We start from the raw sequence: 23361 nt of genomic DNA, 5'->3' as shown, positions 1-23361 counted from the left end.
GGTCTTCAGTGACCACAAATAAGATGTGCGCCAGAATTCCCCTGTGGGAGCGAGCTTGCTCACGAAGGCGTCGACACAGCCAACCTCACTTCGGCACCCGCCACAAATACCACGCCGCCACCGTCCGATAAGGGCGCCAGGCCAGGCCGATCTCAACCATCTGCTTGCGGCTGGACTGTTGCGCCAGCCCCTTGAGCCGTCGATACCCCTCGCGCACGCCAAAGTCATCGGCCGGCAGGATGTCGGGCCGCTCCAGGCTGTAGATCAGCAGCATTTCCACGGTCCAGCGGCCGACGCCGCGCAGGCTGACCAGGCGCTCGATCAGCGCTTCGTCCTCCATCGTCCGCGCCGTGGCGTAGTCTGGCACCACCCCGTCCAGGGTCGCCTGGGCGATGCCTTGGAGGGTCGCGATCTTGCTGGCGGAAAAGCCACAACCGCGCAGTTGCGCAACGTCGGTCGCCAGGACCTGTGCGGGTGTGGGGAAGGTCTGCGTCGGGAGCAACGCCAGCAGCCGACCCAGAATCGCATCGCCTGCCTTGGCGTGCAGTTGCTGGTAGGCAATCGCCCGTACCAGGGCTTCGTAGGGGGCACGGGCCGGCTTGGGTTGCAGCAGGCAAGGACCAATCGTCTCGACGTGCCGTCGCCAGTCTTCGTCGAGATTGGCCAGGAAGGCACTGGCGTCGTGGTAGGGCGCAGGCATCAGGTGGTCGTTCTCCGGGGCGCTCAAAACGCCAGGGGCAGCGAAACCTGCACCGCGGCTTTTTCCAGCCGCAACAGAAATGCCTTGCGCGGCTGGCCGCCACCATAGCCGGTCAAAGAGCCATCCGCACCGATCACGCGGTGGCAGGGAATGACGATGGCCAGGCGATTCTGCCCGTTGGCCAGGCCCACGGCACGACTGGCGCCAGGGCTGCCGAGGGCCGTGGCGATGCCGCCGTAGCTGCGGGTCTCGCCGTAGGGGATTTTCTGCAGCTCGGCCCAGACCCTGGCCGCAAAGGCGCTACCGGGCATGTGCAGCGGGACGTTGAACGTCGTGAGATTGCCAGCGAAATACTCGGCCAGTTCGGTTTCGATCTGTTGCAGGTGAGCGTTGTGCCCCGGCGCAACCGTGTAGCCGTAGCGTTGCTGCAGTTCTTCCAGCTCCTTGGTCAGGGCCGGACGGTCGAGGAACTCCAACAGCACCAGACCTCGTCGCTCGGCCATGGCCAGCATCGGTCCCAATGGCGTGGTCAGGCGGGTGAACAACAAGGGTTCGCTGAGGGCCGCGCGGCCCGGCGTGATGTGGAAGGATTTCACGAAGGCGTCGCGAAAACCGCTCAATGACTCATAACCGGAATCGAACGCGGCGTTGTCGATGGAAATGCCATCCTTGATACCACCCAGCGCAATGCCCAGGCGACGGGTACGCAGGTAGGCGTGAAAGGTCATGCCGAAATGTTGCTTGAACCAGCGGCGTAGCTTCAGCGGTTCGATGCCTTGCTCCAGCAGCAGGGCGTCGGTCCAGCGCAGGTCGGGTTCGGCGTCCACGGTTTTGAGCAGGGCCTGGATCCAGTCCGGCGCGATGGCGGCGGCGTCCAGTGGCTTGCAGCGCAGGCAGGCGCGATAGCCGGCCGACATGGCTTCGTCGGCGTGGGCGAAGAACTCCACGTTCTCCGGCTTCGGCTTGCGTGCGGTGCAACTGGGGCGACAGAAAATGCCGGTGGTCTTGACCGCGGTGAAGAACACCCCCTCGTAGGCGGTGTCTCGTTCGAGCATGGCGCGGACCATCTCGGCATGGGGCGGGAGCAGCGTGTCTTGTAAGTTCATGAGGCAGAGCATAGAACCGCGCCCGAGAGGACTCCACCGAAAAATCGACAGTGAATTTTCCGGTTGTTTGTCGGGTGGTCGCGAACAAAAATTGAACCTTCGAGTCTTAAAGGTTCACCCGCTGTTTTTGTCTTTCGGAGACATCATGTCCAAACATAAGAAATCCCTGATTGCCGTTGCTGTCTGTGCCTTGGCGTTCGGTGCCTCGGCCTTGTTGCCTGCCGACCTGTCGCCGATCGGTTCGAGCTATGCCGCGGGCAATGGCGGTGGCGGTGGTGGCGGCAATGGCGGTGGTGGCGGTCACGGCGGAGGAAACGGTGGTGGTAATGGCGGCGGCCACGGTGCTGGCGTTGGCGGTGGCCAGGGCCATGACAAGTCGGGCGACGCCCGCGGCCTTGGCAAAGGATTGGCCAGCGACCACACCGGCACTCGTACCCGCACCAGGGACCACGGCGTGAGCGGCAAGCACACCGGTGCCACCCGCACCGACCGTACCAGCAAGGCTTCGTTGACTTCGACCATTGCCAAGGACCGTGACACACGTGGCCTGACCAAGGCGTCGGCGATTTCCACTGCAACGCCAGGCACTCACAACACCAAGGGCCTGACCAACGCGACCAGCTCGTCGATCAAGAACGATCGCTGATCCTCCGAGAAGTAGCCGCGATGCCTGGCCCAGGTGTCGCGGCTTTTTTTCGTCCGTCAGTTACGCATGGCCAAAGCGTTCAATACTTCCAGAACACCGGCGTGAACAACACCAGCACCGTCAGGATCTCCAACCGTCCCAGCAGCATGCCAATCGTCAGCAGCCATTTTGCTGCATCGGGCAAGGTCGAGAAGTTGCCAGCCGGGCCGATGATCGTGCCGAGGCCCGGCCCCACGTTGCATACGGCGGTGGCGGCGCCGGTCAGGGCGGTTGTCCAATCCAGGCCGATCAGCGCCAGGCCCAGGGCAATGGCACCAATCGTGATGGTGAAGAAAAACGAAAAGGTCAGCAGCGAGCGGACGATTTCTTCATCGATGGGGTGGTTGTTGTATTTTTTCCGGATCACCGCCCGGGGGTGGATCAACTGTTTCAAGCTGCCCATCAGCAGGGCCCCGGCGACTTGAAAACGGAAGATCTTCAGCCCGCCGGCGGTGGACCCCGAGCAGCCGCCCACGAAGGTCAAGTAAAAGAACAGCAACAGGGCGAAACTGCCCCACAGCGTGTAGTCACCCAACGCCACGCCGGTGGTGGTGACGACAGAGGTGACATTGACGGCCACGATACGAACCGCGTCCCACCACGCATGCTCGCTGTTCAGGCTCAGCCAGGTGCCGACCACGAGCCAGGTAATGACCAGGAATCCGACGAAGCCGCGAACTTGCTGGTCCTTGAGCAACGCGCGCCTGTTCCCCCGCAGTGTCGCTACATACAGCGTAAAGGGCAGCGATCCGGCCATCATGACAATGACGGATACCCAGTGAATGGCCGGTTGCGTCCAATGCGCCAGGGACGCGTCTGACGTAGAAAAGCCGCCGGTGGAAATCAAGGACATTGCATGATTGATCGCCTCGAAGGGGGTCATGCCGGCCAGCCACAGCGCCAAGGTCGAAAAGGCGGTCAGCGCGACGTAGATCCAGAGGATGTAGTTGGCCGCCACGTGAGAGCGCGGCGTGACTTTCTCCGACCAGTCCGAGGATTCGGTCTGGAACAGCCGCATGCCGCCGACCCGCAGCAGCGGCAGGATCGCCACGGCCATGCCGATGAAGCCGATCCCGCCGAGCCAATGCAGCATCGAGCGCCAGATCAACAGACCGGGGGATGCCGTATCCAGTCCGGTGAGGATGGTCGAGCCGGTGGTCGTGATGCCCGACATGGTTTCGAAAAATGCATCGGTGTAGCTGATGTGCTGGATGAACACCATCGGCAGGGCGGCGAAGGCGCATACCACGACCCAACTGGCGGTGGTCAGCAGGTACATTTCCCTGGGGCGCATGTGGACATGTTCCGGTCGCCCACGGGCGACCAGTGCGATACCGCAGACAAAGGTAATCAGGCTCGACCACAGAAACGCCGACAAGTCATCGTTGCGCTCGTAAAACATCAAGGTGAACAGCGGAATCGCCATGCTGATCGCCAGGGTGATCAGGAAAATTCCGAGGATGAAACCGATGAGACGCAGAACCGCAATGGACATGGATAACGCCTGATTCAATGAGCTGCACAGTATCGATAGAGGGAAGGCGGGCGCCGCGTAAAGTTTGCGTAAAAATTCAGCGTAGACGCTCAACAGACAAGGCAGTTTTCTTCAATACCCGCAGCGCTGGCCCCTTTACCTTGAGGCCTCTTTCCTTGACTGAAGAAACTATCTGATGAGCTTGATATTTTCCATGGCGGCCTTTGCCCTGGTTGCCTCGATTACACCGGGCCCGGTCAACATCGTCGCCCTCAGCTCCGGGGCGCGGTACGGGTTTCGTGCCACGTTGCGCCATGTGGCCGGCGCCACCCTCGGGTTTGTCCTGTTGCTGGTATTGATGGGGCTGGGCTTGCACGAGGTGTTGCAGCGTTGGCCTGGCCTGACACGGGTGGTGCAACTGGGCGGCGTGGCGTTTCTGTTGTTCATGGCCTGGAAACTGGCGATGGACAACGGGCGCCTGGGCGGCGAAGACGCGGGGCGGGCGCCCTCGATGTTCCATGGCGCGCTGATGCAATGGCTCAACCCCAAGGCCTGGCTGGCCTGTGTGGCAGGGATGGGGGCATTCGTGGCCGATGGCGAGGCGGTACTGGTGTGGCAGTTTGCGGCGATCTACCTGGTGATCTGCTACGTCTCGGTGGGCTGCTGGGCCTACGCCGGCAGTTTTCTGCGCACCTGGCTGGGGAATCCGGCGACCCTGCGTCTGTTCAACCGGGCGATGGCCGTGCTGTTGGTGGTCAGTGCGGTGTATCTGTTGTTGCCGTGAGTCAAACCGTGCTTGTAGTGAAGGTGCGTAGGAGCTGTCGAGTGAAACGAGGCTGCGATCTTGTCCCTGGCAATTGAATCGAGATCAAAAGATCAAAAGATCGCAGGCTTCGCCAGCTCCTACAGAGCCCAGCGGGAGCAAACTCCCTCGCCACAGAGGTTCCCCCTGTTTTCGGTTCCAATAAGCTGGTGATGCGGTATCAGCCGCGATATTGCCCGGGGGTGGCTGCCAGGTGTTGCTTGAAGGCGCGCTGGAAATGCGCCTGGTCGGCAAACCCGCTGTCCAGCGCCACATCGGCGATCAGCTTGCCCTCGCGCAACTGGTGCCGGGCAAACTGGATCCGACGATTGACCAGGAAGGCGTGGGGCGTCATCCCGTAATGGCGCTTGAAGGCTCGGCTCAGGTAGGACGGCGACAGTTGCGCAGCGGCGCAGATGTCTTCGAGCTTCAAGGCTTCGCTGCAATGGTCATGGATAAACTGCGCCGCGCGCATCAGCCCCGGGTGGCTGCCCCGGTCCGGACGACCGGCAGGGTTGAGCCGCTGTTGCAAATCAATGAAGAACGCCTCGGCAGCGGTGTGCTTACCGGCCGTGTCGAGTTGCTCGTCCACCAATTGCCCATACAACCTGCCCAGCGCGGCAAACAGCTCCACGTCACGGCTGTGTGTGGTGGCGAAGCCCTGGAAATCCAGGTTTTCGTCAAACCCGATACGGCGCTGCAAGTCCCTGAGCCACAACGTGTCGACGTACAACATCACGTAGGACCACGGCTGATCATCGATCGGGTTGCACGCGTGGACGTCGCCGGGGTTCATCAGCACCACCGTGCCGCTTTCCACCTGGAAACTCGAGCGTTCATGGATATAGGTACTGCGCCCGGCGGTGATCGCGCCAATGGAGAAGTGATCATGGGAGTGACGCGAATAGCAGACCTTACGCCCATCGTCGATGGCCCGGGCTTCGATGAAGGGCAGGGCCGCGTCGCGCCAGAAACGTGGGGCGGCGTCAGGGTTGGCGTGCTTCATCGGTCAGCGTCCTCGTCTTGAACCTGGGTGGCAGTGTATTAGCCCTGGCCGGCAAATGCCCGTTGGATTTGGCTATTCGGTTTCAACGGCAGTGGTTCCTGGACTAGACTCCAGAAAGTCTCGCCAATGGAGTTTCCGATGCTTGCGCCAGGTAAACCGGACAACGAAGCCGTTCGCCTCAAGAATCTGCACTCGCTCAAGCTGCTCGATACCGCACCCGAAGAGCGGTTTGATCGCCTGACCCGCCTTGCCCGGCGCCTGTTTGACGTGCCCATCGCCCTGGTGTCTTTGGTGGACGCCAACCGGCAATGGTTCAAGTCCAGTGCCGGCCTGGACGCCAGCGAAACCCCGCGGGAAGTTTCGTTTTGCGGGCATGCGATTTTGCAGGATCAGATCCTGGAGATCTGCGACGCGGAACAGGACGAGCGTTTCCACGACAACCCATTGGTCACGGACAAGCCTGGCATTCGCTTCTATGCGGGGCATCCACTGGGGCTGGAGGACGGCAGCAAGCTGGGCACGTTGTGCCTGCTCGACACGAAGCCGCGCCAGCTCAATGACGAAGAACGCGAACTGCTGCGCGACTTGGCGCGCATGGCCGAGCAGGAAATGGTCGCGGTGCAGATGGCGAGCATGGACGAGCTGACGCTGTTGTCCAATCGGCGCGGCTTCAGGACGCTGGCCCAGCATGCGTTGAATGTGTGTGATCGCTTGTCGCGACCGGCAACCTTGCTGTTCTTCGACCTCAACGACTTCAAGCCGATCAATGATCGCTATGGTCACGCCGAGGGCGACAGTGCCCTGAAAACCTTCGCCGATGTGCTGCGCATCGCCTTTCGTGAAAGCGATGTGATCGGTCGCCTGGGCGGTGACGAGTTCGTGGCGTTGCTCACCGGTTCATCCCATGTCGAGACAGCGACGATCATGGCGCGGCTCCAGGAAATCCTCGAGGAGCGCAATGCGACGTTGCGGCGTGGCTATGACATTCGTTTCAGCGTCGGCCAGATCGAGTACGAGGCCCAGCGCCATCAATCGATCGACAGGCTACTGGCTGACGCCGATGCGGCGATGTACACACAGAAGCAGGCGCTGCGCAGCTAGTACAAGCCAACCGCCGACCCAATGTGGGAGCGAGCTTGCTCGCGATGACGGTGGCACATTCAACATCAATACAGCAGATCCATCGCCATCGCGAGCAAGCTCGCTTCCACAGGTCATACTGTTCACTTAAGATCGTCGACAGTTTCGTGGCGAGGGAGCTTGCTCCCGCTGGGGCGCGAAGCGGCCCCAAAACCTGTTGAATGCGGAGCGTCAGACACACCGCACCCGCCGGTTCGCGACTGCTTCGCAGCCGAGCGGGAGCAAGCTCCCTCGCCACAGGGCCCTATCACCGACCCACCGCTTTCGCGAGCAGGCTCGCTCCCACAGGGAATTGCGGTGTATTCAGGTAGTCGGCAATAAAAAAGCCGCTTGGCCTTTCCAGGGCAAGCGGCTTTTTTGCTGCAGCGTGAAGATTACTCTTCGATGTTACCCATGGCGGTGGTGTTGAAGCCGCCGTCCACGTACATGATTTCACCGCTGATGCCCGACGCCAGGTCCGAGCACAGGAAGGCGCCGGCGTTGCCGACTTCTTCGATGGTGACGTTGCGACGCAGCGGGGTTTGCGCTTCGTTGGCGGCCAGCATCTTGCGGAAGTTCTTGATGCCGGAAGCGGCGAGGGTGCGGATCGGGCCTGCCGATACGCAGTTGACGCGGGTGCCGTCCGGGCCCAGGGAACCGGCCAGGTAGCGAACGCCAGCTTCCAGGGAGGCCTTGGCCATGCCCATGACGTTGTAGTTCGGCATGGTGCGCTCGGCGCCCAGGTACGACAGGGTCAGCAAGCTGCCGTTGCGGCCTTTCATCATTTCGCGACCGGCCTTGGCCAGGGCCACGAAGCTGTAGGCGCTGATGTCGTGGGCAATGCGGAAACCTTCACGGGTGGTGGCTTCGGTGAAGTCACCGTCCAGTTGGTCGCCCGGGGCGAAGCCCACGGAGTGCACGATGCAGTCCAGGCCGTCCCACTTCTTGCTCAGCGCTTCGAAGACCTTGGCGATTTCTTCATCGCTGGCCACGTCGCACGGGAAGCACAGCTCAGGGCTCGAGCCCCAGCCTTGCGCGAACTCTTCGACACGACCCTTGAGTTTGTCGTTCTGATAAGTGAAGGCAAGCTCAGCGCCCTCGCGATGCATGGCGGCGGCGATGCCGGATGCGATGGACAGCTTGCTGGCGACACCGACGATCAGTACGCGCTTACCGGCGAGAAAACCCATGTGTTGCTCCTCTTTTCAGGTTATTCGGCAGTTGTTGGGGCCAGGAAGGCGGCCTCCAGCAACTGCTGTGTATAGGGGTGCTGCGGCGCGGCGAATATGCTGCGGGCATCACCTTGTTCGACCACTTGGCCATGCTTGACCACCATCAACTGGTGGCTCAGCGCTTTGACGACAGCCAGGTCATGGCTGATAAACAGGTACGTCAGGTTGTACTTGGTTTGCAGCGACCGCAACAGCTCCACCACTTGGCGTTGCACGGTACGGTCCAGGGCCGACGTTGGTTCATCCAGCAGAATCAACGCCGGCTTGAGCACCAGGGCCCGGGCAATGGCGATACGCTGCCGTTGCCCTCCGGAAAATTCATGGGGGTAGCGGTTCCGGGTTTCCGGGTCCAGGCCTACCTCCTTCAATGCCGCGATTATCGCTTGTTCCTGTTCGGCCGCGGTGCCGATCTTGTGGATCCGCAGGCCTTCGCCAACGATCTGGCTGACACACATCCGTGGGCTCAGGCTGCCAAACGGGTCCTGAAACACCACTTGCATCTCCCGGCGCAGCGGCCGGACTTGTTGCTGCGTCAGGCTGTCCAGCGACTTGCCTTCGAAGCGGATCCCGCCCTGGCTGCCGATCAACCGCAGGATTGCCAGCCCCAGGGTGGACTTGCCGGAACCGCTTTCGCCGACGATGCCCAGGGTCTGGCCCTGGGGCAGGCTGAAGCGGATACCGTCCACGGCCTTGATGTAGTCTACCGTGCGTTTGAACAGGCCTTTCTTGATCGGGAACCAGACTTTCAGGTCCTCGACCTGCAACAGCGGCGGGCCGACGATGTTGTTCGCCGGGGTGCCGCTGGGTTCGGCGCCGAGCAGTTCTCGAGTGTACGGATGCTGCGGCGCGCGGAACAACTCTTCGCACGATGCCTGTTCGACGATGCAACCGCGCTGCATGACACATACGCGGTGCGCAATTCTTCGCACCAGGTTCAAATCGTGGCTGATCAGCAGCAGCGACATGCCCAATCGCGCCTGCAGTTCCTTGAGCAGTTGCAGGATTTTCAGCTGCACGGTGACGTCCAGGGCGGTGGTCGGCTCGTCGGCGATCAACAGTTCCGGCTCGTTGGCCAGGGCCATCGCGATCATCACCCGCTGGCGCTGGCCGCCGGACAACTCGTGGGGCAGGGCCTTGAGGCGCTTGTGGGGCTCGGGAATGCCGACCAGTTCCAGCAACTCCAGGGTCCGGCGGGTCGCGACCTTGCCGCTCAGGCCCTTGTGGATGCCGAGCACTTCATTGATCTGCTTTTCAATGGAATGCAGCGGGTTGAGGGAAGTCATGGGCTCCTGGAAGATCATCGCGATCCGGTTGCCGCGGATATGGCGGATGGTTTTTTCCTTCAATCCCAGCAAATCCTGGCCGGAATACTGGATGGTCCCGGTGGGATGATGGGCCAGCGGGTAGGGCAGCAGGCGCAGGATCGAGTGGGCGGTGACCGACTTGCCCGAGCCACTTTCACCCACCAGGGCCAGGGTTTCGCCGCGCTTGATGTCGAAGCTCACGCCCTCGACCACGCGCTGGCGGCGTTCGCCGACCACGAATTCCACCGCCAGGTCGCGCACTTCGATCAGATTGTCCTGGTTCATATCACTTCCTCGGATCGAAGGCATCGCGAGCGGACTCGCCGATGAATACCAGCAGGCTCAGCATGATCGCCAGCACGGCGAACGCGCTGATGCCCAGCCATGGCGCCTGGAGGTTGGATTTGCCCTGGGCCACCAGTTCGCCCAGGGACGGCGCGCCCGGCGGCAGGCCAAAGCCGAGGAAATCCAGGGCGGTGAGGGTGCCGATGGCGCCGGTGAGGATGAACGGCATGAAGGTCATGGTCGAAACCATGGCGTTGGGCAGGATGTGGCGGAACATGATAGCGCCGTTCTGCATGCCCAGCGCCCGCGCGGCGCGCACGTATTCCAGGTTGCGCCCGCGCAGGAACTCGGCGCGGACCACGTCCACCAGGCTCATCCAGGAGAACAGCAGCATGATGCCCAGCAGCCACCAGAAGTTGGGCTGCACGAAGCTGGCCAGGATGATCAGCAGGTACAGCACCGGCAGCCCGGACCAGATCTCCAGGAAGCGTTGGCCGGCCAGGTCCACCCAGCCGCCATAGAATCCCTGCAGGGCCCCGGCGATCACGCCGATGATCGAGCTGAGCAGCGTCAGCGTCAGGGCGAACAGCACCGAGATGCGGAAGCCGTAGATGACCCGGGCCAGGACATCGCGGCCCTGGTCGTCGGTGCCCAGCCAGTTCACCGAAGAGGGCGGTGCCGGGGCAGGGACCTTCAGGTCGTAGTTGATGCTCTGGTAGCTGAACGGAATCGGTGCCCACAGCACCCAGGCGTCCTTGGCCGCCAGCAGCTCACGGATGTACGGGCTCTTGTAGTTGGCTTCCAGGGGGAATTCGCCGCCGAACGTGGTTTCCGGGTAGCGCTTTAGGGCCGGGAAGTACCAGCCGTCGTCGTAATGCACCACCAGCGGCTTGTCGTTGGCGATCAACTCGGCGCCCAGGCTCAGCCCGAACAGGATCAGGAACAGCCACAGTGACCACCAGCCACGCTTGTTGGCCTTGAACAGTTCGAAACGACGGCGATTGAGCGGGGACAGGTTCATCTCAATGCTCCCGGCTTTCGAAGTCGATACGCGGATCGACAAAGGTGTAGGTCAAGTCGCCGATCAGCTTCACCACCAGCCCCAGCAAGGTGAAGATGAACAGCGTGCCGAACACCACCGGATAGTCGCGGTTGATGGCCGCTTCGAAACTCATCAGGCCGAGGCCGTCGAGGGAGAAGATCACTTCCACCAACAGCGAACCGGTGAAGAAGATCCCGATGAACGCCGAGGGGAAACCGGCGATCACCAGCAGCATGGCGTTGCGGAACACATGGCCGTAGAGCACCCGATGGCGGGTCAGGCCCTTGGCCTTGGCGGTGACTACGTATTGCTTGTTGATTTCGTCGAGAAAGCTGTTCTTGGTCAGCAGGGTCATGGTGGCGAAGTTACCAATCACCAGGGCGGTCACGGGCAAGGCCAGGTGCCAGAAGTAATCGAGGATCTTGCCGCCCATGCTCAATTCGTCAAAGTTGTTGGAGGTCAGGCCGCGCAACGGGAACCAGTCGAAATAGCTGCCGCCGGCAAACACCACGATCAGCAGGATGGCGAACAGGAACGACGGGATCGCATAGCCGATAATGATCGCCGAGCTGGTCCATACGTCGAAATGGCTGCCGTGTCGGGTGGCCTTGGCGATCCCCAGCGGGATCGACACCAGGTACATGATCAGTGTGCTCCAGAGCCCGAGGGAGATGGACACCGGCATCTTTTCCTTGATCAGGTCGATGACCTTGGCATCGCGGAAAAAACTGTCGCCGAAGTCCAGATGGGCGTAGTTCTTGATCATGATCCACAGGCGCTCGGGTGCCGACTTGTCGAAGCCGTACATGCGCTCGATTTCCTTGACCAGCGCCGGGTCCAGGCCTTGGGCACCGCGGTAGGAAGAGCCGGCCACCGACACTTCGGCACCGCCGCCGGCGATGCGGCTGGTGGCGCCTTCGAAGCCCTCCAGCTTGGCGATCATCTGCTCCACCGGCCCGCCGGGCGCGGCCTGGATGATGACGAAGTTGATCAGCAGGATGCCGAACAGGGTCGGGATGATCAGCAGCAGTCGCCGAAAAATGTAAGCCAGCATCTCGTTACTCCACGCTCGCAGGGGCGGCGATTTGCTGCTCGATGACCTGCTTCTCTACTTCATCGGCCGGCTTGACCCCCGGCTTGACCCACCAGGTGGTGGTGCCGATGTCATAGGCCGGCGTGATTTTCGGATGACCGATGTGGTTCCAATAGGCGACGCGCCAGCTTTTGATATGCCAGTTGGGAATCACGTAGTAGCCCCACTGCAACACCCGGTCCAATGCCCGGGCATGGGCCACCAGGCTCTTGCGCGAATCGGCGTTGATCAGTTGTTCCACCAACTGGTCGACCGCCGGGTCCTTCAGGCCCATGGTGTTACGGCTGCCGGGCTTGTCGGCGGCGGCGGACATCCAGAACTCGCGCTGTTCATTACCTGGCGAACTGGATTGCGGGAAACTGCCCACTACCAGGTCGAAGTCCCGGGAACGCACGCGGTTGACGAACTGGGACACGTCCACCCGGCGAATAATCAGGTCAATGCCCAGATCGCTCAGGTTGCGCTTGAACGGCAGCAGGATCCGCTCGAACTCGGTCTGGGCCAGCAGGAACTCCAGCACTACCGGTTTGCCCTGGGCGTCGACCATCTTGTCGTCAACGATGCGCCAGCCGGCTTCTTGCAGCAATTGATAGGCCTTGCGCTGCTGGTCGCGAATCATCCCGCTGCCGTCGCAGATCGGAGCCTGGAAAGCTTCAGTGAAGACCTGCTCGGGAATCTTGCCGCGCAAGGGGGCGAGAATCTTCAACTCGTCTTCGCCGGGCAGACCGGTGGCGGCCATTTCCGAATTCTCGAAATAGCTGCGGGTACGCGCGTAGGCCCCGTTGAACAGTTGCTTGTTGGTCCATTCGAAGTCAAATAGCAGGCTCAGGGCCTTGCGCACCCGTACATCCTGGAAGACCGGGCGGCGCAGATTGTAGATAAAACCCTGCATGCCGGTAGGATTGCCGTTGGGGATCTGTTCCTTGATGAGCCGGCCTTCGGTCACGGCTGGGATGTTGTAGGCGTTGGCCCAGTTCTTGGCGGTCATTTCCAGCCAGTAATCGAACTGCCCGGCTTTCAAAGCCTCGACCGCGACGGTGTTGTCGCGGTAGTAGTCGGTGACCAGCACGTCGAAATTATAGAAACCGCGGTTGACCGGCAGGTCCTTGCCCCAATAATCCTTCACCCGCTCATAGCGGATCGAACGCCCGGCCTTCACTTCGGCGACTTTGTAGGGACCGCTGCCCAGGGGGATTTCCAGGTTGCCCTTGTTGAAGTCGCGCTCGGCCCACCAGTGCTTCGGCAGTATCGGCAGTTGGCCGAGGATCAGCGGCAGTTCGCGATTATTCGTATGCTTGAACTTGAACAGGACTTTGAGCGGGTCTTCGGCGATAACCTCGGCGACATCGTTGTAATAGCCGCGAAACATCGGCGCGCCGTCCTTGGTCAGGGTCTGGAAGCTGAAGACCACGTCTTCGGCGCGTACCGGATGGCCGTCGTTGAAACGGGCGTCGGGGCGCAGGTAGAAGCGCACCCAGGCGTTGTCCGGGGCTTTCTCGATTTTTTCGGCGATCAGGCCATATTCGGTGAAGGGTTCGTCCAGGCCCTGCTTGGCCAGTGTGTCGTAGATCAGGCCGATGTCATCGGCCGGCACGCCTTTGCTGATGAACGGGTTGAGGCTGTCGAAGCCGCCAAAGCCGCCCTGGCGGAAGATGCCGCCTTTGGGTGCGTCCGGGTTGACGTAGTCGAAGTGCTTGAAGTTGGCCGGGTATTTCGGCGGCTCGTTGTACAAGGTCACGGCATGCTGCGGTGCGGCACAGGCCAGCCCGGCGAATAACAGGCTGCTGGCCTGCAGGAGCAGGGCGCGTAGAGGCGTCATTGATCTTTCTCCGAAGATTTCAGCCACCATGCGCTCAGGCCCAGGGTGTAGGGCGGCGTGGTGACAAAGGCGAACCGGTTGCGGTACGCCAGGCGATGATAATTGAGATACCAGTTGGGAATGCAGTAATGCTGCCACAACAGCACGCGATCCAGGGCCTTGCCGGCGGCGACCTGTTCGTCGCGGGTCTGGGCGGCGAGGAGTTTTTCCAGCAGATGGTCGACCACCGGGTTGGCGATCCCGGCGTAGTTCTTGCTACCCTTGATCCCGACCTGGCTGGAATGGAAGTACTGCCATTGCTCCAAGCCAGGGCTGAGGGTCTGGCCCAAGGTGAGCAGGATCATGTCGAAGTCGAACTGGTCCAGGCGTTGTTTGTACTGGGCGCGGTCCACCGTGCGCAGCCGAGCCTGGATACCGATGCTGGCGAGGTTTTCGACGTAGGGTTGGAGGATACGCTCCAGGTTCGGGTTCACCAGCAGGATTTCGAAACTCAGGGGCTGGCTGTCGGCGTTCAGCAGGCGCTGGCCGTTGAGGCTCCAACCGGCTTCCTTCAACAGCCCGAGGGCTTTGCGCAGGGTTTCCCGGGGGATGCCGCGACCGTCGGTCTTGGGCAAGCTGAAAGGTTCTGTGAGCAGTGTGGGCGGCAATTGTTCGCGGTACGGCTTGAGCAGCAACCATTCATGGCCCACCGGCAGGCCGGTGGCAGAGAATTCGCTGTTGGGGTAGTAGCTGAGGGTACGCTTGTAGGCGCCGCTGAAGAGTGTGCGGTTGGTCCACTCGAAATCGAACATCAGCCCCAGGGCTTCACGCACCTTGACCTCGGCGAACGTGCCGCGCCGGGTGTTCATGAACAGGCCCTGGGTCTGGGTCGGGATCTGGTGGGGGATTTGCGCCTTGATCACGTCGCCGCGGTTGACCGCCGGGAATTGATAGCCGTTGGCCCAGTTCTTGGCCTGGTGTTCGATGTAGATGTCGAACTCGCCGGCCTTGAAGGCTTCGAAAGCGACTTCGCTGTCACGGTAGAACTCCACGTCCATGCGGTCGTAGTTGTACTTGCCGCGATTGACCGGCAGATCCTTGCCCCAGTAGTCCTTGACCCGTTCGAACACCAGTTGGCGACCTGGCTGCACTTTGGTGATGCGATACGGCCCGCTGCCCAGGGGCGGCTCGAAGGTCGTCGCCTTGAAGTCGCGGCCTTTCCAATAATGCTGGGGCAACACCGGCAGTTCACCCAGGCGCAGGATCAGCAACGGATTGCCCGCGCGCTTGAAGACAAAGCGGATTTTGAGTGGATTGAGAATGTCGACCCGCAGCACTTCCTGCAGATTGGTACGGTATTGCGGGTGGCCGTCCTTGAGCAGCGTCCGGTAGGAGAACGCCACGTCATAGGCGGTGATGGGCACGCCATCGTGAAATCGTGCTTCGGGACGCAGGTTGAACACCACCCAGCTGCGGTCCTCGCTGTATTCCACCGATTGGGCGATCAGGCCGTAACTCGACGTCGGTTCATCACCGGACGGTGCGTATTGGCCCGTGCCGACCATCAGCGGTTCGTTCAGCTCATTGATGCCGTATTGCAGGAAATTGGGGGTGGAAACCGGGCTGCTGCCCTTGAATGTGTAGGGATTGAGCGTATCGAAGGTGCCGAATGCCATGACCCGCAAGACTCCGCCCTTGGGCGCTTGCGGGTTGACCCAGTCGAAGTGGGTGAACCTGGCGGGGTACTTGAGCGTGCCGAACTGCGCATAGCCATGGCTTTCGCTGATGGTTGCGCTGGCGGGAGAGCTCAAGGCCAGGCTGATCAGGAGCAGGAGGAGGGGACGTATCAAGTCTGAGATTCGATCCAGGCGGCTTGGGCTTTTATGGCCTGTACAGTAACAGCTTGTATCGGCAGGAAAAAGGCGGTGGGCCAAAGCGTCTCAGATTACTCGAAGCCGAAGCGAGAAAGCTTTTGTGGCGAGGGAGCTTGCTCCCGCCGGGTTGCGAAGCAACCCCAAAAGCCATGACTTAATCCATCTGTCACACCGAGGTGCCTGATTCGGGTCTGCTGCGCAGCCCAGCGGGAGCAAGCTCCCTCGCCACAAAAGCTTCTCAGGCACAAACCGCCCTTCGGCCATTGATGGGCTTAGTGCGGGGAATAGACCGTCAGCATCTGTCCAGGCTTGAGCGCCTTGCCCATCCGCGGGTTCCAACGCTTGAGGTGCTGCATTTCCACGTTGAAGCGCTTGGCGACGACATACAACGAATCGCCTTGCTTGACCTTGTACTGGGTCTGCTTCTTCTGGTCCTTGCTGTTTGCGGCCACCACGGTGCTGATGCGCTTGCCGGTGGCTTTGCTGGCCTTGACGTCCTGCATCACCAGGGTCTGGCCAACCTTGAGCTTGTTGCCGCTGAGTTTGTTCCAGCGCTGCAGGTCCTTGGTCTGGACCTTGTTGGCCTTGGCGATCTGGGCCAGATTGTCGCCACGCTTGACGCGGTAGGTGCGCCTGGCGCCTTCCACTTCGCTGTCGTCGGCTGATTCAAAGACCGGCTTGAGCGAGCGCTGGCTGATCAGCTCGTCCGGGCGCATGGTCGACAGGCTGGCGGACAGCAACTGGGCCTTGGACGTCGGCACCAACAGGTGCTGGGGGCCGTCGATGGTGGTGCGCTGCTTGAAGGCCGGGTTGAGCTGGAACAGCTCGTCCTCGTCGATGTTGGCCACTGCCGCGACCTTGGACAGGTCCATGCGCTGGTTGATCTCGACGACCTGGAAATAGGGCTCGTTGGCGATCGGGTTGAGGTTCACGCCATAGGCATCGGGCGCGAGCACCACCTGGGACAGCGCCAGCAGCTTCGGCACATAGGCCTGGGTCTCGCTGGGCAGCGGCAGGTTCCAGTAATCGGTGGGCAGGCCAAGCTTCTCATTGCGCTCGATGGCGCGGCTGACCGTGCCTTCACCGGCGTTGTACGCCGCCAGCGCCAGCAACCAGTCGCCGTTGAACATGTCGTGCAGGCGCGTCAGGTAGTCCATGGCGGCCGTGGTGGAAGCGGTGATGTCGCGACGCCCGTCATAGAAGCGGGTCTGGCGCAGGTTGAAGTAACGCCCCGTGGACGGGATGAATTGCCACAGGCCCACCGCGTTGGCCCGGGAATAGGCCATGGGGTTGTAGGCACTCTCGATCACCGGCAGCAGCGCCAGCTCCAGCGGCATATTGCGCTCTTCGAGGCGTTCGACGATGTAATGGATGTACAGGCTGCCACGCTCACCGGCGTTTTCCAGGAAGGACGGGTTGCTGGCGAACCACAGGCGCTGTTGCTCGATGCGCGGGTTGACGCCAGCCGTTTCCTGCAGTTGGAAGCCCTGGCGCATGCGCTCCCAGACGTCCTGGGGCACTTGGGGGCTGGGTTTCTCAGTGAGCCATACCGGCTTCTGTTTGGCGCGAGCGGCGATATTCGGGGTGTGCGCCGCGTCGGTCTGCGGCAACTGGCTCGTGCTCTGGCAGCCCGCCAGGGTGGCGGACACAGCCACCGCGATGGCTTGAGCCAAGCGGGTCAATGTGTCTGACTGGACGGACCTGCGTATAGATGACGACATTGGCTGGAAGTAAGTTCCGGGCAAAAATGTCGGCCGATTCTAGGAAGCGCACCCCAACAGGTCAACCTTTCAGAATTTTTGTATCAATCGATAGCTGCCTTAGAACTTATCTTTCCAAGCCCTCAAGGCCGCAAAAACCTCACTCGGCGTCTGGTTTCGCTGGCCGTTCCGTTCGTCTGCTTTTTGTTTAACGGATGTTTCAGCGGTGCGCAGGAATGGATTGGTGAGCTTTTCCAGGGCCAGGGTCGAGGGTAGCGTCATGATCCCTTCGTCGCGTTGCCGGCTGACTTTTTCCAGGCGGGCAGCGATGTCCGGGTTGCCTGGCTCCACGGCGGCCGCGAACTTCAGGTTGCTGAGCGTATATTCATGGGTGCAGTAGACCAGCGTATCTTCAGGCAAGGCGGCGAGGCGACCCAGGGAATGGTGCATTTGCTCAGGCGTGCCTTCGAAGAGTCGGCCGCAACCGGCGGCGAACAGGGTGTCGCCGCAGAAGAGCAGGCCATGGTGGTAGTAGGCGATGTGCCCCAGCGTATGGCCAGGCACGGCATGGATATCGAAGTCCCAGCCAAGTACGTTGACCTTGTCGTTATCATTCAGGGCATGGTCCCGAGCCGGGATGTTTTCGCTGGCCGGGCCGTAAACGGTGGCGTTCGTCGCATTCTTCAGCGCCTGGACGCCGCCGACATGATCATGGTGATGATGGGTGATCAGGATATCGCTCAGGACCCAGTCCGGATGGGCCTCGAGCCAGGCCTGCACCGGCGCGGCGTCACCCGGGTCGACCACGGCGCAGCGCTGGGTGGAGTGATCCTGTAACAACCAGATGTAGTTATCGGTGAACGCAGGAAGAGCACTGATCTGTATCATCGTGGAATTCGCCAAGCGGAAAACAAAGGCGCATCTTAGAACTTCCTGACGCGTTGGAGAATGCAATGACCGATGAAGCGTTCGCTCAGGCTGATCCTGACTGGCTGGCGTTGATCAGCGCCGCCCGTGAATGGCTGTCCGGCCCTGTCGGGCAATTTTTGCTGGAAGAAGAACGGCGCATGCTCGAAGACGAGTTGGGCCGGTTCTTCGGCGGTTATCTGGTGCACTACGGGCCTTCGGCGCAAACGCCGCCGTCGGCACCGCAGGTCCAGCGCAACGTACGCCTGGGGGCGCCGTTGCCCGGGGTGGAAATCGTCTGCGAAGAGCAGGCCTGGCCGCTGAGCGAGCATGCCGCCGACGTGGTGGTCATGCAGCATGGCCTGGATTTCTGCCTGTCGCCCCACGGTTTGCTGCGCGAGGCCGCCAGCAGCGTGCGCCCCGGCGGGCATCTGTTGATCATCGGCATCAACCCCTGGAGCACCTGGGGGTTGCGCCATGTATTTGCCCACGATGCCTTGCGCCAGGCCCGCTGCATCTCGGCCTCGAGGGTCGGCGACTGGCTCAACCTGCTGGGCTTTGCGCTGGAGAAACGCCGCTTCGGGTGCTATCGTCCGCCGCTTGCGTCACCCAAGTGGCAGGCTCGCCTGGCCGGCTGGGAGCGCAAGGCCGGCGACTGGCAGCTGTCCGGCGGCGGTTTCTACCTGCTGGTGGCGCGCAAGATCGCGGTCGGGCTGCGCCCGGTGCGCCAGGCGCGACGCGAGCCGATGGGCAAGCTGATTCCCTTGCCAATGGCCAAGGTCAATCGTCGCCACATCGAACCGTAACCTTTTCTGATGGTGCTTGCCGGCATTGGGCTGCGGGTGTTGCCGGGCCCGATGGGCGGGCCTTTGCATTTTTTCTGGATAGATTGGCATGAGCGATAGCGTAGAACTCTTCACTGATGGCGCCTGCAAGGGCAACCCCGGCCCCGGCGGCTGGGGCGCGTTGCTGGTGTGCAAGGGCGTGGAGAAGGAGCTCTGGGGCGGCGAAGCCAATACCACCAACAATCGCATGGAACTGATGGGCGCCATCCGTGGCCTGGAAGAGCTCAAGCGGCCTTGCGAGGTGCTGCTGGTGACTGACTCGCAGTACGTGATGAAAGGCATCAACGAGTGGATGGCCAACTGGAAGAAACGCGGCTGGAAGACGGCGGCGAAGGAACCGGTGAAAAACGCCGATCTCTGGAAGTTGCTGGACGAGCAGGTCAGTCGCCACAACGTCACCTGGAAATGGGTGCGCGGCCACATCGGCCACCACGGCAACGAACGGGCCGACCAGTTGGCCAATCGCGGGGTGGATGAGGTGCGGGGCTATAAGCAGGCTTGATCTGGCTGGGTGTCCCCTGTCGGAAGGCATGAATTCACACCTGTGGCGAGGGAGCTTGCTCCCGCTGGACTGCGAAGCAGGCCTCTTTCGGCGGTCGCTGCGCAACCGAGCGGGAGCAAGCTCCCTCGCCACAAAAGCGGTCCCAGGCTAATCCGACTTAATAGCGTGCTAAGATCCGCGCTTTTGCAAGACTGCCCGTTGAGAGCTGAACACTGATGGCCAACAGATCTGTAGTACTGGATACCGAAACCACCGGCATGCCGGTGACCGATGGTCACCGGATTATTGAAATCGGTTGTGTCGAGCTGATTGGCCGGCGCCTGACCGGTCGCCATTTCCACGTTTACCTGCAACCGGACCGCGAAAGTGACGAGGGCGCTATCGGCGTCCACGGCATTACCAACGAGTTCCTGGTGGGCAAGCCGCGTTTCGCCGAAGTGGCCGACGAGTTCTTCGAATTCATCCAGGGCGCGCAGTTGATCATCCACAACGCGGCGTTCGACGTGGGGTTCATCAACAACGAATTCGCCCTGATGGGCCAGCACGACCGGGCCGACATCACCCAGCATTGCACCATCCTCGATACCCTGATGATGGCTCGGGAACGCCACCCTGGTCAGCGCAACAGCCTCGATGCCTTGTGCAAGCGCTACGGCGTCGATAACTCCGGCCGTGAACTGCACGGCGCCTTGCTCGACTCCGAGATCCTGGCCGACGTCTACCTGACCATGACCGGCGGCCAGACCAGCCTGTCCCTGGCCGGCAACGCCTCGGACGGCAACGGTACGGGCGAAGGTTCCGGCAACCAGGCCACGGAAATCCGCCGTTTGCCCGCTGACCGCCAGCCCTCGCGGATCATCCGCGCCAGCGAAAGCGACCTGGCCGAACATGCCGCGCGTCTGGAAGCCATCGCCAAGTCTGCGGGTGCTCCGGCATTGTGGACGCAACTGATCGAATCGCAGGCCGCCACGCACTGATGAAGCCCTGCAAAGGGCCATGCTGTTCATTCAAAGGTAGGTAAAGAACCTGTGGCGAGGGAGCTTGCTCCCGCTGGGCTGCGTAGCAGCCCCTTTTGGTGAGCGCCTCGCACTCAAGCGGGAGCAAGCTCCCTCGCCACATTGATTCAGCCAGCCTTGATTGAGCCACTGAATCCATCGTCCATTTCTCGCCACAATCGCCACGACCTTCTACCCTGAGGGAACGGGCAGGCTACGGATCCCGCTTGATGTTTGAAGATTTGAAAGACAAGGGCAATGGATGGCACCGCGCCGTTGGTTGTCTCAAGGAATGAGGACCTTTCCCAGTATGCAACCGGTCATGAATCCCAAGCACCCCGGGTTGTCGGTGCGAGTCGTTGATGACGGCTTTGCCGCCTATATCTGGGGCAGTGACTTCAGCTTCGAAGTCAGCGAGTACGCGACGGCGCAGATCGGCCGGCCTGTCAGTCAATGGCCGGTGACGCCGATTGTCCCCTATCGCAAGTGCTATGGCATCGATCCCGAAGAGTTCAGCAGTTTCCGCAACGCTCCGGACAGCGAGATATTCATGGCCTATCTCGATGATCAGCCCGTAGGGCATCTGGTGGTCAGTACCAACTGGAACGGCTATGCCCATATCGACGAGTTGGCGGTGCACGCTCCGGCCCGTCGCCACGGGGTGGCCAAGGCGTTGCTCGATGTCGCCCAGTTCTGGAGTCGCAAGAAAAAATTGCCGGGCATCATGCTCGAGACCCAGAACAACAATCTGGGCGCCTGCCGGCTCTATGAGCGTCGCGGTTACGTGCTTGGCGGTATCGATCACCTGCGCTATCGCGGCATTGACCGGCATACCGCCGAAGTCGCGTTGTTCTGGTACCGGCTGTTCGACGACCCACTGGGCATGTCGATCAGTGGCTCAACAACGCCTCGGCTTGTTCCGTAACCCGTTCCAGCAACGATTGAAGGGCGGGTGAAGAGGGCGCGCCGTTGAGGCTCAAGGCATAGAGGCCAATCGCGATGGCGGGCGATACCGGGCAGACGTCCAGGCCGCCGCCCTTGGCGCCTGACGCGGTGAAAGGGTCGACGATGGCAAGGCCTTCGCCGGCCTCGACCATGGCACGCATCATCTGGTGGGTCTGGACGCGGATCTGGATCATCGGCGCCGGACGCAGCGCCGCCAGTTTATGTTCGAACGCAGGGCTCAGCGGGTCATGGCCGTCCAGGCCGACTAACGGCTGACCCGCCAGGTCCTGGAGCGAAATGTATTTTTGCCGCGGTTGCAGCCAGCCGTGGGGTGCGAGCAATTGCAGTTTGCCTTGGGCGATCATCTGGCAATGGATGTCGGGATGTTCAGGGTCGTGCAAGCTCAATCCCAGATCGCTTTCGCGCAACAGCAGGCTGTGGACGATGTCGCGGGTCGGTTGGCTGAGCAGGGTGCACGGCGCATCTGGATGGCGACGCCGCAAGGCGGCGATGCTCTGGGGCAGCAATTGCTGGGCCAGCGGCGGGGTGCAGATAATGCGCAAGGGCGGTGCCTGATGGTGTTTCAGGCTGCTGGCCAGGCGCTGCACCGGTTCGAGGGTGTCGTACACCCGCGTGATGCCGTCGCGCAATTCAAGGGTTTCCCGGGTGGCCTGCAAGCGCCCGCGCACGCTGGCAAACAGCATGAAGCCCAGTTGGGCCTCTGCATCGCGCAGGATCGCCTCGACCTCCGCCACCGGCAGTTGCAGCCATTCGGCCGCCGTGCCGAGGTGGCCGGTCTGCAGCAGCGCCTGGATCACTTCGATGTGGCGTAAACGCATGCAAGAAGTCCATGTTCGGCGGGTGAGCCATTGAGTGGCTGAATCCTAACCCAAGTCCGGGCATGACTTCTGCTCATAACCTACTGGTTACAGCGCTATTTGCGTTTCGGGTTCACTGATTGACGGTGCGGCTTCGCGTTTGAGCTCAATGCCAGACTGAACCAGGATAAATCTGTCCTCGTCGAGTTTGCTGACGCGATCCCCGATGGCCAATTTATAAGTGACGACATCCTTGCCGCTACCGTCCGGCGACGGCTCCGATTCCTGGAACTCATGCACCGAATAGACGCGACCTTCGGCGTCCCGCGCATGAAATTGTCCGACAAGTACTGCTGCCATTGCTTAGAACCTCTGGAAATAGATCACTCGATTTGCGGTTCTGTAGACCCTGGTCAAGCGCGGTAAGTTTTCCTACATGAAAAAAATAGTCCAGCCGGCCGGTTTTTGTCACTCCGCTGGTCCAATTGTCCCGCCGATCATCTATAACTACAGGCTCCTTTGAGCCGACAGTCGAGAAGCCTCTCATGAGTAATGTCTACACAGTGGCCGTTTTGGTGGGCAGCCTGCGCAAGGCATCGATCAACCGCAAGGTCGCGCTGGCACTGGCTGATCTGGCGCCCGCCAACCTCAAGCTGAATATCATCGAGATCGGCGAGTTGCCACTTTATAACGAAGACATCGACGTCACGCCGCCGGCAGCCTACACCACATTCCGTCAGCAGGTGGGCGCGGCCGATGCCTTGTTGTTCGTCACGCCGGAGTACAACCGTTCGGTGCCGGCACCGCTGAAGAATGCCATTGACGTCGGTTCGCGTCCCTACGGCCAAAGCTGCTTGAGCGGCAAACCGGGCGCGGTGATCAGCGCTTCGCCGGGCGCCATCGGTGGCTTTGGTGCCAATCATCATCTGCGCCAGTCGCTGGTGTTCCTTGACGTGCCCTGCATGCAGCAACCGGAAGCCTACCTGAGCGGCGCCGGGACGGCGTTTGACGAGGCGGGCAACCTGTCGGATTCGGTACGACCCTTCCTGCAGAAATTCATCGATGCCTATGGCAAGTGGGTCGAGCAGCACAAGAAAATCTGAACCCGCGCAGGCTCTGTGGCGAGGGAG

At 61.4% G+C, this 23361-nt stretch carries 22 protein-coding genes; 8 read left to right on the top strand and 14 right to left on the bottom strand.

The window, feature by feature from the left end; translation table 11 throughout:
• Positions 1-85: 85 nt before the first annotated feature.
• Positions 86-700: a DNA-3-methyladenine glycosylase family protein gene (locus AD659_RS07540; protein WP_053119836.1), complete on the bottom strand. Its 615-nt coding sequence runs from the start codon at positions 698-700 to the stop codon at positions 86-88.
• A gap of 23 nt (positions 701-723) precedes the next feature.
• Positions 724-1806 (bottom strand): bifunctional transcriptional activator/DNA repair enzyme AdaA, encoded by a 1083-nt coding sequence (locus AD659_RS07535; RefSeq protein ID WP_053119834.1) that lies wholly within the window; start codon positions 1804-1806, stop codon positions 724-726.
• Between the two features lie 145 nt (positions 1807-1951).
• On the opposite strand from AD659_RS07535, the gene AD659_RS07530 reads away from it, so the two are divergent.
• Complete coding sequence (locus AD659_RS07530) at positions 1952-2452, top strand: hypothetical protein (protein ID WP_053119832.1); 501 nt, start codon at positions 1952-1954, stop codon at positions 2450-2452.
• 79 nt (positions 2453-2531) lie between these two features.
• Here the strand turns inward: AD659_RS07530 and AD659_RS07525 are convergent, their stop codons facing one another.
• Positions 2532-3986, bottom strand: a complete 1455-nt coding sequence (locus tag AD659_RS07525; RefSeq protein ID WP_053119829.1) for a TrkH family potassium uptake protein — start codon at positions 3984-3986, stop codon at positions 2532-2534.
• Positions 3987-4161: 175 nt separating this feature from the next.
• Between AD659_RS07525 and AD659_RS07520 the strand changes: the two genes are divergently transcribed.
• Positions 4162-4749 (top strand): LysE family translocator, encoded by a 588-nt coding sequence (locus AD659_RS07520; protein WP_053119828.1) that lies wholly within the window; start codon positions 4162-4164, stop codon positions 4747-4749.
• 199 nt (positions 4750-4948) lie between these two features.
• Here the strand turns inward: AD659_RS07520 and AD659_RS07515 are convergent, their stop codons facing one another.
• The gene (locus tag AD659_RS07515) at positions 4949-5773 is read right to left on the bottom strand and encodes a helix-turn-helix transcriptional regulator (RefSeq protein WP_053119825.1); all 825 of its coding nucleotides are present in this window, start codon (positions 5771-5773) and stop codon (positions 4949-4951) included.
• A 138-nt stretch (positions 5774-5911) separates the two neighbouring features.
• Between AD659_RS07515 and AD659_RS07510 the strand changes: the two genes are divergently transcribed.
• A complete protein-coding gene (locus AD659_RS07510; protein ID WP_053119823.1) occupies positions 5912-6874 on the top strand; it encodes a GGDEF domain-containing protein in 963 nt (320 codons plus the stop codon).
• Positions 6875-7287: 413 nt separating this feature from the next.
• Here AD659_RS07510 and fabI read toward each other — a convergent pair whose 3' ends face one another.
• The 8 genes from fabI to gloB form a co-directional block, all read right to left on the bottom strand.
• The gene (gene fabI, locus AD659_RS07505; protein ID WP_053119821.1) at positions 7288-8082 is read right to left on the bottom strand and encodes an enoyl-ACP reductase FabI; all 795 of its coding nucleotides are present in this window, start codon (positions 8080-8082) and stop codon (positions 7288-7290) included.
• A 20-nt stretch (positions 8083-8102) separates the two neighbouring features.
• Complete coding sequence (locus tag AD659_RS07500) at positions 8103-9713, bottom strand: ABC transporter ATP-binding protein (RefSeq protein WP_053119819.1); 1611 nt, start codon at positions 9711-9713, stop codon at positions 8103-8105.
• Position 9714: 1 nt separating this feature from the next.
• On the bottom strand, positions 9715-10734 hold the full coding sequence (locus AD659_RS07495) for an ABC transporter permease (RefSeq protein ID WP_053119817.1): 1020 nt from the start codon (positions 10732-10734) through the stop codon (positions 9715-9717).
• 1 nt (position 10735) lies between these two features.
• On the bottom strand, positions 10736-11809 hold the full coding sequence (locus tag AD659_RS07490; RefSeq protein ID WP_053119815.1) for a microcin C ABC transporter permease YejB: 1074 nt from the start codon (positions 11807-11809) through the stop codon (positions 10736-10738).
• Positions 11810-11813: 4 nt separating this feature from the next.
• Positions 11814-13667 carry an extracellular solute-binding protein gene (locus AD659_RS07485; protein ID WP_053119814.1) on the bottom strand — a complete coding sequence of 618 codons (1854 nt, stop codon included), beginning with the start codon at positions 13665-13667 and terminating at the stop codon, positions 11814-11816.
• Positions 13664-15496 carry an extracellular solute-binding protein gene (locus AD659_RS07480; RefSeq protein WP_053119812.1) on the bottom strand — a complete coding sequence of 611 codons (1833 nt, stop codon included), beginning with the start codon at positions 15494-15496 and terminating at the stop codon, positions 13664-13666. The genes AD659_RS07485 and AD659_RS07480 overlap by 4 nt, the downstream gene beginning before the upstream one ends.
• A gap of 296 nt (positions 15497-15792) precedes the next feature.
• The gene (locus AD659_RS07475) at positions 15793-17241 is read right to left on the bottom strand and encodes a transglycosylase SLT domain-containing protein (RefSeq protein WP_053119810.1); all 1449 of its coding nucleotides are present in this window, start codon (positions 17239-17241) and stop codon (positions 15793-15795) included.
• Positions 17242-17340: 99 nt separating this feature from the next.
• The gene (gloB, locus tag AD659_RS07470) at positions 17341-18108 is read right to left on the bottom strand and encodes a hydroxyacylglutathione hydrolase (RefSeq protein ID WP_053119808.1); all 768 of its coding nucleotides are present in this window, start codon (positions 18106-18108) and stop codon (positions 17341-17343) included.
• A gap of 65 nt (positions 18109-18173) precedes the next feature.
• Between gloB and AD659_RS07465 the strand changes: the two genes are divergently transcribed.
• From AD659_RS07465 to AD659_RS07450, 4 genes are all read left to right on the top strand, one after another.
• Positions 18174-18932: a class I SAM-dependent methyltransferase gene (locus AD659_RS07465; protein ID WP_053119806.1), complete on the top strand. Its 759-nt coding sequence runs from the start codon at positions 18174-18176 to the stop codon at positions 18930-18932.
• 88 nt (positions 18933-19020) lie between these two features.
• Positions 19021-19473 (top strand): ribonuclease HI, encoded by a 453-nt coding sequence (rnhA, locus tag AD659_RS07460; protein ID WP_053119803.1) that lies wholly within the window; start codon positions 19021-19023, stop codon positions 19471-19473.
• A 215-nt stretch (positions 19474-19688) separates the two neighbouring features.
• Positions 19689-20450 carry a DNA polymerase III subunit epsilon gene (dnaQ, locus tag AD659_RS07455; protein WP_053119801.1) on the top strand — a complete coding sequence of 254 codons (762 nt, stop codon included), beginning with the start codon at positions 19689-19691 and terminating at the stop codon, positions 20448-20450.
• A 328-nt stretch (positions 20451-20778) separates the two neighbouring features.
• Positions 20779-21393 carry a GNAT family N-acetyltransferase gene (locus tag AD659_RS07450; RefSeq protein ID WP_053119799.1) on the top strand — a complete coding sequence of 205 codons (615 nt, stop codon included), beginning with the start codon at positions 20779-20781 and terminating at the stop codon, positions 21391-21393.
• Here AD659_RS07450 and AD659_RS07445 read toward each other — a convergent pair.
• On the bottom strand, positions 21359-22252 hold the full coding sequence (locus tag AD659_RS07445; protein WP_053119797.1) for a LysR family transcriptional regulator: 894 nt from the start codon (positions 22250-22252) through the stop codon (positions 21359-21361). The genes AD659_RS07450 and AD659_RS07445 overlap by 35 nt on opposite strands.
• A gap of 87 nt (positions 22253-22339) precedes the next feature.
• Positions 22340-22591 carry a hypothetical protein gene (locus AD659_RS07440; RefSeq protein ID WP_053119795.1) on the bottom strand — a complete coding sequence of 84 codons (252 nt, stop codon included), beginning with the start codon at positions 22589-22591 and terminating at the stop codon, positions 22340-22342.
• 185 nt (positions 22592-22776) lie between these two features.
• Between AD659_RS07440 and AD659_RS07435 the strand changes: the two genes are divergently transcribed.
• Positions 22777-23334, top strand: coding sequence for an NADPH-dependent FMN reductase (locus tag AD659_RS07435; protein ID WP_053119793.1), 558 nt, complete (start codon positions 22777-22779; stop codon positions 23332-23334).
• Positions 23335-23361: the final 27 nt, after the last annotated feature.

Source organism: Pseudomonas thivervalensis (genome assembly GCF_001269655.1).
GTDB lineage: Bacteria > Pseudomonadota > Gammaproteobacteria > Pseudomonadales > Pseudomonadaceae > Aquipseudomonas > Aquipseudomonas thivervalensis.
The sequence above is the reverse complement of the archived record's forward strand: the minus strand, read 5'-3'. Positions and strand labels throughout refer to the sequence as shown.